This is a genomic window from Clostridium sp. (genome assembly GCF_051654825.1).
Classification (GTDB): domain Bacteria; phylum Bacillota; class Clostridia; order Clostridiales; family Clostridiaceae; genus Clostridium.
Genome location: NZ_JBOFYU010000151.1, coordinates 1 through 10,700, shown reverse-complemented (window position 1 = coordinate 10,700; position 10,700 = coordinate 1). Strand labels below are relative to the sequence as shown.

Annotated in this window: 10 protein-coding genes; 7 read left to right on the top strand and 3 right to left on the bottom strand. The window is 27.9% G+C overall.

Annotation, left to right across the window (positions count from 1 at the left end; all coding sequences use genetic code 11):
- Nucleotides 1–100: 100 nt before the first annotated feature.
- The 7 genes from mnmE (at nt 101) to ACRDBA_RS09135 (ending at nt 7,418) form a co-directional block, all read left to right on the top strand.
- The gene (gene mnmE, locus ACRDBA_RS09165; RefSeq protein WP_438572620.1) at nt 101–1,480 is read left to right on the top strand and encodes a tRNA uridine-5-carboxymethylaminomethyl(34) synthesis GTPase MnmE; all 1,380 of its coding nucleotides are present in this window, start codon (nt 101–103) and stop codon (nt 1,478–1,480) included.
- Nucleotides 1,481–1,493: 13 nt separating this feature from the next.
- Nucleotides 1,494–3,374 (top strand): tRNA uridine-5-carboxymethylaminomethyl(34) synthesis enzyme MnmG, encoded by a 1,881-nt coding sequence (gene mnmG, locus ACRDBA_RS09160; protein ID WP_438572619.1) that lies wholly within the window; start codon nt 1,494–1,496, stop codon nt 3,372–3,374.
- A gap of 17 nt (nt 3,375–3,391) precedes the next feature.
- On the top strand, nt 3,392–4,111 hold the full coding sequence (gene rsmG / locus ACRDBA_RS09155) for a 16S rRNA (guanine(527)-N(7))-methyltransferase RsmG (protein WP_438572618.1): 720 nt from the start codon (nt 3,392–3,394) through the stop codon (nt 4,109–4,111).
- Nucleotides 4,112–4,228: 117 nt separating this feature from the next.
- The gene (noc, locus tag ACRDBA_RS09150; RefSeq protein ID WP_438572617.1) at nt 4,229–5,005 is read left to right on the top strand and encodes a nucleoid occlusion protein; all 777 of its coding nucleotides are present in this window, start codon (nt 4,229–4,231) and stop codon (nt 5,003–5,005) included.
- A gap of 177 nt (nt 5,006–5,182) precedes the next feature.
- Complete coding sequence (locus tag ACRDBA_RS09145) at nt 5,183–5,944, top strand: ParA family protein (protein ID WP_438572616.1); 762 nt, start codon at nt 5,183–5,185, stop codon at nt 5,942–5,944.
- 12 nt (nt 5,945–5,956) lie between these two features.
- Nucleotides 5,957–6,814: a ParB/RepB/Spo0J family partition protein gene (locus tag ACRDBA_RS09140; protein ID WP_438572615.1), complete on the top strand. Its 858-nt coding sequence runs from the start codon at nt 5,957–5,959 to the stop codon at nt 6,812–6,814.
- Nucleotides 6,815–6,917: 103 nt separating this feature from the next.
- Entirely contained in the window at nt 6,918–7,418 is a 501-nt protein-coding gene (locus tag ACRDBA_RS09135; RefSeq protein WP_438572614.1) for a DUF4446 family protein, read from the top strand.
- Between the two features lie 75 nt (nt 7,419–7,493).
- Here ACRDBA_RS09135 and yyaC read toward each other — a convergent pair whose 3' ends face one another.
- Genes yyaC through ACRDBA_RS09120 form a run of 3 tightly spaced genes read right to left on the bottom strand, consistent with a single transcriptional unit; the run spans nt 7,494 to nt 10,399 of the window.
- Nucleotides 7,494–8,090, bottom strand: a complete 597-nt coding sequence (gene yyaC / locus ACRDBA_RS09130) for a spore protease YyaC (RefSeq protein ID WP_438572613.1) — start codon at nt 8,088–8,090, stop codon at nt 7,494–7,496.
- 57 nt (nt 8,091–8,147) lie between these two features.
- A complete protein-coding gene (gene ytvI, locus ACRDBA_RS09125; protein ID WP_438572612.1) occupies nt 8,148–9,239 on the bottom strand; it encodes a sporulation integral membrane protein YtvI in 1,092 nt (363 codons plus the stop codon).
- A gap of 2 nt (nt 9,240–9,241) precedes the next feature.
- A complete protein-coding gene (locus ACRDBA_RS09120) occupies nt 9,242–10,399 on the bottom strand; it encodes an aminotransferase class V-fold PLP-dependent enzyme (protein WP_438572611.1) in 1,158 nt (385 codons plus the stop codon).
- Nucleotides 10,400–10,700 lie beyond the last annotated feature (301 nt).

Sequence of the window (10,700 nt, the reverse complement as noted above, 5' to 3'; positions counted from 1 at the left end):
TTTCGAATTTTTGACTTAATTTAATTATTTTTGTAAAATGTATATTATCTAAATTGGGATATAATAAAGAAAGGGGAGCAACTTAGAAGGAGGATAACTAATGAAAGAATTTGACACAATTTGTGCAATAGCAACAGCCATAGGAGAAGGTGGAATTGCTATTATAAGAGTTTCAGGTGATAAAGCTTTAGAAATAGTATCAAAGATATTTGTAGCAAAAAGTGGTATGGATATAAGAGAAATGAAGTCTTACACTATGAAATATGGAAATATTATAGATTTTGAAACAAAAGAGTTAGTAGATGAAGTAATAATAAGCTATATGAAAGGACCTAAGAGCTTTACTGCTGAAGATACTGTAGAGATAAATTGTCATGGTGGTATAACATCTACAAATAAAGTTTTAGAAAATGTAATAAAGGCTGGAGCAAGATTAGCAGAGCCGGGAGAATTTACTAAAAGAGCATTTTTAAATGGAAGAATAGATTTATCTCAAGCAGAAGCAGTTATGGATTTAATAACAGCTAAAACGGAATTAGCTATGAAATCAGCATTAATGCAAAGCTCAGGTTCACTTTCCCAGGAAATAAATAAGCTTAGAGAGTATTTATTAAATGTTTTAGCATTAATAGAATATGCTGTTGATTTTACTGAAGATGATGAAGAAATAGATCCAACTATTCCTCCAAGGGTTATGGAAAGCTTAAAGGAAGCTATTGATAATATGGATAGGCTTTTAAAGAGTGCAGAAGAGGGAAAAATAATAAGAGATGGGTTAAGCCTTGCAATTGTAGGAAAGCCTAACGTTGGGAAATCATCTTTATTAAATGCGCTTTTAAAAGAAAAAAGAGCAATAGTCACAGACATAGCAGGAACAACAAGAGATGTAATAGAAGAATACATAAACTTAGATGGGATTCCAGTTAAAATAATAGATACAGCAGGTATAAGAGAAACAGAAGATGTTGTTGAAAAAATTGGGGTAGAAAGATCAAGAGAAAAAATACAAGAGGCTGACTTAGTATTGCTAGTATTAGATTCTTCAAGAGATTTGGATGAAGAAGACAATGAAATTATAAATGCTGTAAAAGGCAAAAATACTATAGCTATTCTAAATAAGATCGATTTAGAAAGTAAAATTAGTAGCAATATATTAGAATCATTTGAAAATATTATAAAAATTTCTGCAAAAGAAGAAGTTGGTATAGATGGTCTTAAAAATAAGATTAAAGATATGTTCTTTGATGGTAAAATAGATAGTGAAAGTTTAATAATATCTAACTCAAGACATAAGCAAGCATTAATTAAAGCTAGAGAAAACTCAGAAAATGCTTATGTACGTGTAAAAAATAACGAATTTTTAGATTTAATATCAATATATGTAACTGCCGGGTTAAAAGCTTTAGGTGAGATTACAGGATCTGAATTAGAAGAAGACTTAGTCAACAAAATATTTAGAGAATTTTGTTGTGGAAAATAGGAGAAGTGAAAATATGAAATATAACGCAGGGGAATACGATATAGTTGTTGTTGGAGCAGGTCATGCAGGATGTGAAGCTGCTTTAGCTACAGCTAGAATGGGGTTAAAAACATTAATTTGTACTATAAATCTTGATTCAATAGCTATGATGCCTTGTAATCCTAATATAGGGGGAACGGCGAAAGGTCACCTAGTTAGAGAAGTAGATGCATTAGGTGGAGAAATGGGTATTAATATAGATAATACTTTTATTCAATCAAGAATGCTTAATACTTCTAAAGGGCCAGCTGTGCATTCATTAAGAGCTCAAGCTGATAAAAAGAAATATCAAGATAGAATGAAAAATGTTTTAGAAAATCAAGAAAATTTATCAGTTAGACAACTAGAAGTAATAGAGGTAGATGTTGAAGATAATAAAGTTGTTGGTGTTTTAACAAAAAATGGAGCTTATTTTAAATGTAAGGCTATTGTTTTAACTACCGGTACATATTTAAAATCTAGAATTATTATAGGTGATGTAACTTATAATAGTGGTCCTAATGGATTATCAGCAGCGAATGAATTATCACAATCACTTATAAATTTAGGAATATCACTAAGAAGGTTTAAAACTGGTACGCCAGCAAGAATTAATATGAGATCAGTAGATTTCTCAAAAATGATTGAGCAACCAGGTGATGAGAAGATTGTTCCATTTTCATTTATGAACGATAACATTGAAAGAGATCAAGTGTCTTGTTGGTTAACTTATACAAGTGAAGAAACTCACAAAGTAATAGAAGAAAATATCTCAAGATCTCCAATGTACAATGGATTAATAGAAGGTGTAGGACCAAGATATTGTCCATCTATAGAAGATAAGGTTATGAGATTCCCAGATAAATCAAGACATCAAATATTTGTTGAACCAGAAGGTGAAGATACATTAGAAATGTATATTGGCGGAATGTCATCATCATTACCAGAGGATGTTCAAGTAAAAATGTTAAGAACTATAGCTGGACTTGAAAATGTAGAGATAATGAGAACTGCATATGCAATAGAATATGATTCAATAGACCCAACACAATTAAAGTCTACATTAGAATTTAAGCATATAGAAGGACTTTACGGAGCCGGCCAATTAAATGGTAGCTCAGGATATGAGGAAGCAGCATCACAAGGTATAGTTGCAGGGATTAATGCAGCATTAAAGATAAAAGGTGAAGACCCTATGGTATTAACTCGTTCAGATGGATATGTAGGAGTTTTAATTGATGATTTAGTTACTAAGGGAACTAATGAGCCATATAGAATGATGACATCTAGAGCAGAGTATAGATTACTTTTAAGACAAGACAATGCTGACTTTAGATTAACTGAATTAGGATATAAAGCAGGGTTAGTTACAGAAGAGAGGTATAACAAGTTCTTAAAAAGAAAAGAAGATATTGAAAATGAGTTAGAAAGATTAAAGGAATTACAAGTAACTCCTAAAAAAGAAGTAAATGAATTTCTAGAATCATTAGGATCAGCTGATTTAAAGAAGCCAATAAAGTTCTATGAATTAATAAAAAGACCTGAATTAGATTATTTCTCATTAGCTAACTTAGATTTAGAAAGACCAAAATATCCTGAAAATATTGGTGAGCAAATTAATATAATTGCAAAATATGAAGGATATATACAAAGTCAATTAGAGCAAGTAAATCAATTCAGAAAATTTGAGAAAAAATTAATACCTGAAGATATAGATTATAAAGAAGTAAAGGGGTTAAGAATAGAAGCAATACAAAAGCTTTCTGATATTAAACCTTTAAGCTTAGGTCAGGCTTCAAGAATATCTGGAGTATCACCTGCTGATATATCTGTACTTCATATTTATATAGAACATCAATATAAGAAAAAACAATAAATTCAATGGAGGAAATAATGGAGTTTTTTGATTTAATGAAAGAAGCTGCTTTAGAAGCTGGTATGGATTTATCAGAGCATCAATATGAGCAGTTTATAAAATATATGAGATTAGTTCAAGAATGGAATGAAAAAATAAATCTTACAGCTATTACTGAAGATGAAGAGGTAATAAAGAAGCATTTTATAGATTGTATAAAAGCATTTAAGTCTCAAGAAATTAAAAATGCTAAAACTTTAATTGATGTTGGAACAGGAGCAGGATTCCCAGGGCTTCCTATAGCAATAATGAAACCAGAATTAAATGTTACACTATTAGATTCTTTAAATAAGAGAATAAACTTTTTAAATACAGTAGTAAGAGATCTTGGTTTAAAAAATGTAGTAACTATTCATTCAAGAGCAGAAGATGGAGCTAGAAAGCCTGAGTTAAGAGAGAAATTCGATATAGCTACATCAAGAGCTGTAGCTAATATGGCAGTGTTATCAGAGTTCTGTATGCCTTATGTAAAGGTTGGAGGACATTTTGTTGCTTTAAAAGGACCTTCAATAGATGAAGAGCTTCAAGACGGTAAAAATGCAATTGGAACTCTTGGCGGTAAGCTAAAAGGAATAATTGAAGTTGAAATAGAAGGAACGGATTTAAGACACAACATTGTTGAAGTTAAAAAAATAAAGGAATGTTCAAAAATATATCCTAGAAAAGCTGGTACAGTAAGCAAAAAGCCTTTAAAATAGAAAATATGATAATAATTTATATATAATTATCGAATGGTGTATTTTTAAGGAGTATTATTTAAAAATCTATTAATTTTTATATAAGTAATAAACAAATAAGGGATGGTTGGGTGAATTATGAATAAAGAAATTATAAGTATAAGGGTTGATGAAATTTTTCCAAATACATATCAACCTAGAAAGTTTTTTAATGAAGAGGCATTACTAGAATTATCTCAATCAATAAAAGAATATGGAATTATTCAGCCTATAACGGTTAGAAAGATGGGAGATAAATATGAATTAGTTGCTGGAGAAAGAAGATGGAGAGCTGCTAGACTTGCTGAACTAGAATCTGTGCCATGCAACATAATAAAAATTACAGATACTGAATCAGCTGAAATAGCTCTTTTAGAAAATCTTCAAAGAGAAGACTTAAACTTCATTGAAGAAGCAGAAGCATATTATAATCTTATTCATGATCATAAATTTACTCAAGATGAATTAGCTAGAAGAATGGGTAAAAAACAATCTACCATAGCTAATAAATTAAGATTATTAAAGCTTAGTGATAAAGTAAGAACTATTTGTGTGGAAAATAAGTTAACGGAAAGACATTCAAGAGCATTATTATCATTACCAAATGAAGAACTACAATTAAAAGTAGTAAATAAGGTAATAAAGGATTCTTTAAATGTTAAGAAAACGGAAGAATTAATTAATAAAGAATTACTTAAACTTGCTGGTGAACAAATGCAAGATGACTCTAAGAAAAAAGTAAAAAGTGTATTTCCAGCTAAGCTTTATGTTAATACAATTAAGCAAGTCTTTGATAAGTTTAATATTCCAGCAGAATATAACTTTAAGGATTCAGAGGAATGTATACAAATAACGGTATCAATACCAAAAAAATAAATATAAAACTAATAAAAATTAGAAAAAGAATTACACTAGATATAAGTGTAATTTTTTTTATATAAAATTAGAATTAATTACAAGTTTTTTAATATGTTAATCTTTTAATATGTAAAAAAAGTATATATAATAGGATATATGGGAAGGGGGTGAAGCTCTAGAATTAGAGCTTTATTTATGAAGAAAATTTGTATATTTAACCAAAAAGGTGGAGTTGGAAAAACTACTACCAATATAAACTTATGTGCATATTTAGCAATGGAAGGTTACAAGGTATTAACTATAGATATAGATCCTCAAGGGAATACTACAAGTGGATTAGGTATTGATAAAAGAAACTTAGAGTTATCTATGTATGATGTATTAACATCAGATGCATCTTTTAAAGATGTTATAGTAGAAAGTGAATTAGTTCAAAATTTATTTATAGCACCATCTACTATGGAATTAGCAGGTGCTGAGGTTGAAATAATAGGAAAAGAAAATAGAGAGACTATTTTAGCAACTAAAATAAAAGAGGTAGAGGAATTATATGATTTTATATTTATTGATTGCCCGCCATCCTTAGGAGTATTAACGATTAATGCTTTAACAACTGTTGAATCAGTTTTAATACCTATACAATGTGAATTTTATGCATTAGAGGGAGTAGGTCAATTAATGAATACACTTCAATTAGTTAAAAAATCTTTAAATAAGGATTTAGATATTGAAGGTGTAGTTATGACAATGTATGATTATAGAACAAATCTAAGTAATGAAGTTTATAAAGAGGTAAAAAACTTCTTTGGAGATAAGGTTTATAATAGTACAATTTCAAGAAATATAAGACTAGCTGAAGCTCCAAGCTTTGGTTTACCAATTGTGCTTTATGATGAAAAGTGTAAGGGCGCAGAAGCATATAGATCATTGACTAAAGAATTTTTAAGTAATCAATAAGAAGGTGAAGATATGAGTAAGAAGTTTGCTTTAGGGAAGGGTTTAGGAGCATTAATTCCAGAAGAAATGCAGCAAAGTGATTCACGAGAAAAAAAAGAATCTACTAACCTAATTTCTATAAATAAAATAAAAAGTAATAATATGCAACCAAGAAAGCTTTTTGATGATGATAAAATAGCAGAATTAGCAGAATCAATAAAAAACCATGGAATTGTTCAGCCTATAATATTAAAACAAGATAAAGATAGCTATATCATTGTTGCTGGAGAAAGAAGATGGAGAGCAGCTAAGTTATTAGGACTAAAAGAGGTACCAGCTATTATTATGGATTTAACTGATAAAGATATTTTAGAAATATCTTTAATTGAAAATATTCAAAGACAAGACTTAAATCCAATAGAAGAAGCATTAGCATATAAGAGATTAATTGATACATTTAAGCTTACTCAAGATGAGTTAGGTAAAAGAATTGGTAAGTCTAGAGTTTCTATTACAAATTTAATTAGACTTATAAACTTATCTGAAGCTGTTCAACAATATCTTATAGATGGAGTAATTACAGAAGGTCACGGAAGAGTTCTTTTAACAATATCAGATCAAAAGCTTCAAGAAGAAATCGCTAGAAAAGTAATAGATGAAAAACTTTCTGTTAGAGAATTAGAAACATTAATAAAATCTATAAGTAGGGAATCAAAAGATGTTGAAAGAAAAAGAGAAAATAATCCTTACTACAAAGATGTTACTGAAAAACTACAAAATTATTTTGGAACTAAAGTAAGTATAAGTAATAAAAATAATAAAGGAAAAATAGAAATCGAATATTATTCTGATGAAGATTTACAAAGAATATTAGAAATAATAAATATATAGAATGTTTCACGTGAAACATTCTATATTTTAAATTAAAAAGTACATAATATTAATATACTATAATGTTTCACGTGAAACATTATAACTTGAAAGGATGACTAATATGGAAAATATAATTAATATGATAAATGAATATAGCGTTTTTATTGTAATAGGATTAGCAATTATAACCATATTATTATTTGTTATTGTTTTAATACTAATGAGCTCTGTTAATAAATTAGAACGTAAATACAGAAAAATGATGAGGGGCGTAAATAATAAAAACTTAGAAGAACATATTGATTCAAAGTTAAATGACATAGAAGTAGCTATAGGAAAGGCTGATAATGCATTAAAAGAATGTGATGTTATTAAAGAAAACATGAAAGAATGCGTTAATAAAATAGCTATTATGAGATATAAGGCCTTTGAAAATGTAGGAAGTGATTTAAGTTTCTCAATAGCAATATTAGATTCTTATAACGATGGAGTTATTTTAACAGGAATATATGGAAGACAAGAAAGTACTACATATGCAAAGCCTATTGATAAGGGAATTTCAAGATATGATTTATCAGAAGAAGAACAACATGTATTAAAGGAAGCTATAAATAAAAAATAATCACAAAAAAGATGTAATGATAGTTAAAGACTAAGTATTACATCTTTTATTTTTATACTATTTAATTTGAATTCGTTATAAGCATTTAATAGAATCAAGTGAGTTATTAAAATATTTATTGTTTGTTCCAATAGATTTAAGAATAAAATGATAAATACCATTAGAAATACAATCAGCTAACTCCATAACTGTATAAAGTCTTGTGTTTTGTAAAACCATAAATTCAAAATTTCCTGCTATATTTACTATTCCGGTGATACTCATATTACCTATCTTAGGTAAATTCTTATTTAAAGCTAAGCCTGGATTAATAGGTTCATCTTTAATAATAACTTTACCGATATTTTGTACAGCTCCTAAAGATGAATCTATAGCAATAATAAATGGATTTTTTAAATTTGAAAGAATTTTATTATAAATACTTTCAATGTTTTTAGAATGTATAGGGCTTTCAAGTGAACCATAGATATGGATATTATTACGTGACATAAATTTAAGTTTGTAACCTACTAAAGGTCCTAATGCATCGCCAGTAGATCTATCAGTTCCGATACATATAAATACTATATCTCTATTTTCTTTAATTAAAGAATTAAGTTTTTTACATAAATAATCTCTAACTTCAATATATGAGTTAGGTGCAGTTGAATCGATTGAAAAACATTTACTCATAGAAAAACCTCCCTTTATTGAAATTATTGCCAAAAAAGGAGGTTGTTATACAAATGATTATAGTATTTCTACTGTTCTTAAAACCTTATAAATTATAATAAGCATCATGCAAAATATCATACCAGAAAATCCATTAAGCTGAAGACCGATAAAAATTGCTGCTAAAGTTGCTATAGGGCTTATTCCTAAAGAAGAACTCATTATCTTAGGTTCAATAAATTGTCTAGATAAAAATACTAATAAATAAAGTATTATTAAGCCTATTGCTACAAAAACATTGCCTTTTATAAGGAAATAAAGAGCTAATGGAATGTAGACACATGCCATTCCTACTATAGGAAGTAGGTCTAATAGTCCAGATAGAATACTAAGTAATAATGCATAATCTACACCTAAAATAATAAATCCTATGAATGTTATAAATGTGCTTACAAAAATTATAAACATATATGCAAATATATAATTTCCTATTAACTTTTTTCCATGATGTATAGCATTCGAAATATTCTTATTTATAGAAATGTCTAGTAATCCCTTAGAATTATTAGATTTATTAACTAATCTTTCTGTAAAAAAGTAAGTTGATAATAAAGTAAAAGCGATAGTCATTCCTATATATGGAATATAAGTGAAAAATGAAAAAAGAAATGTAATCAATGAAGTCACACCATTAATACCAACTTGTAAAAATTTATTAATTGAATTATTTGCAGTGGCTGCAATACTATCCCACACTGAAGGATCAATTACATTTAAACTATTAATTAATTTTTCAAAGAAGAACTCTAGCTGCGTAAAATATGATGAAGAATTATTAGATATAAATTCCTGAAGAGACTTAGTTACAGAAATTAATTCCCCAGTGAGTGCTGTAATAGTAACTACCATAATTACAATAAATAATGTGAAAAATACTATTGTGGATATAAGTGATGCTAACCATGATTTAATACCTAATTTAGTACATAAGTATTTAGTTGGTTTTCTTAGTAAAATTGCAAAAACTCCAGCTAAAACAAATGGTAATGTGTATTTAACAGTACTTGTAAAAAGAACAACTAGTAATGTGTAAATGGATACGAAAATTAAGATTTTAGAAATTCTATCTTGTAGTGATAAATCATTATTAGGTAACGGTTTATTATTCAATTTTAAACTCCTTTCTTTGAGATTTTGTTTATTGCAGATATAGCTATATCTATATCTGATTTAGTAGTAAAGTAACTAGTACTTAGTCTTACAGTTCCAGTAGGAAATGTTCCTATAGTTTTATGTGCTAAAGGAGAACAATGTAACCCAGAACGATTTTTAATTCCAAATTCATAATCAAGCAAATATGATAATTCAGAGGTTTCTATTCCATCAATATTAAATGATAAACAAGTTGTGGATCTTTCACCTGAAACATCTCCATAATACTTTACAGATTTAATATTTAATAACTCATTTATAAAATAGCTACGAAGAAGTTTACTTTGAGTGTAAATAGTGTCTAACCCTTCATTATTTATAAACTTAATTGCTTCTAATAAACCTACTACTCCTGGCATATTAGAAGTTCCAGATTCAAATTTATCAGGTAAAAAATCTGGTTGATGCAAATCATGAGATAAGCTACCAGTTCCACCTAAAATTAAAGGCTTACAGATTTCATTTAACTTATCATCTATAATAAATCCACCTATACCTTGAGGTCCTAATAAGCTTTTATGCCCAGTAAAAGCAAGGGCACTTAGATTTAGTTCTTTAAAATCTGTTTTTAACATTCCAGCACCTTGAGCGCTATCTAGGATAAAGAAAATATTATTATTTTTACAAATAGCACCTATTTCTTTTATAGGCTGTATGCTTCCAGTTACATTGGAGGCTTGACTCAAAACTATAAATTTTGTATTAGACTTTATTAGTTTTTCAATATCTAATGGATTAATAAAGCCATTTTTATCTGCATTAACAATATCTAATTCAATTTGATGATTATTTTTCATATACATAAGCGGTCTAATTACAGAATTATGTTCCATAGAAGACGCTATTACATGGTCTCCAGGAGATAAACTACCTTGAATTAATATATTTAGTGATGTTGTTATATTATTAGTGAAAATAACATTTTCAATAGAACTATAGTTGAAAAATTCAGCTATTATAGACCTTGCATCAAATAGAATTCTATTAGTTTCTAGGGAATTTGAGTGATTTGATCTTCCAGCATTACCACCTATGTTAGTTAAAAAATTATATATAGAATCTACAACAGATTTAGGCTTTGGAAATGTAGTACTAGCGTTATCTAAGTATATATTCATAAAAACACTCCTATTAAATAAAAAATATAGATTTAATTTCAATTATAAATTAATAAAAAATTAAATGCATCATTTTTTATACAATAAATGTCTATATAAGAGTGTATGAGTATTTAAAAAGTAAATTAGTTATAATATAATTTAAGTATTGCTTATTAGACATAGACGACTGGTAATATGTCAAGATAAAAAATAAATAAAATTGGAAATTATCAAGTTTGTCTCATATAAAAAAGAGTAACATTAATAAACCTAACTATATTTCCAAAAAATTACTGGGAATATAGAGGTACTTGGACAA

Coding starts and splice junctions, on each gene's coding strand:
- ACRDBA_RS09135 (WP_438572614.1), top strand. CDS start 6,918: ATGGAAAATATAATTAATATGATAAATGAATATAGCGTTTTTATTGTA.
- noc (WP_438572617.1), top strand. CDS start 4,229: ATGAATAAAGAAATTATAAGTATAAGGGTTGATGAAATTTTTCCAAAT.
- yyaC (WP_438572613.1), bottom strand. CDS start 8,090: ATGAGTAAATGTTTTTCAATCGATTCAACTGCACCTAACTCATATATT.
- rsmG (WP_438572618.1), top strand. CDS start 3,392: ATGGAGTTTTTTGATTTAATGAAAGAAGCTGCTTTAGAAGCTGGTATG.
- mnmE (WP_438572620.1), top strand. CDS start 101: ATGAAAGAATTTGACACAATTTGTGCAATAGCAACAGCCATAGGAGAA.
- ACRDBA_RS09145 (WP_438572616.1), top strand. CDS start 5,183: ATGAAGAAAATTTGTATATTTAACCAAAAAGGTGGAGTTGGAAAAACT.
- ACRDBA_RS09120 (WP_438572611.1), bottom strand. CDS start 10,399: ATGAATATATACTTAGATAACGCTAGTACTACATTTCCAAAGCCTAAA.
- ACRDBA_RS09140 (WP_438572615.1), top strand. CDS start 5,957: ATGAGTAAGAAGTTTGCTTTAGGGAAGGGTTTAGGAGCATTAATTCCA.
- mnmG (WP_438572619.1), top strand. CDS start 1,494: ATGAAATATAACGCAGGGGAATACGATATAGTTGTTGTTGGAGCAGGT.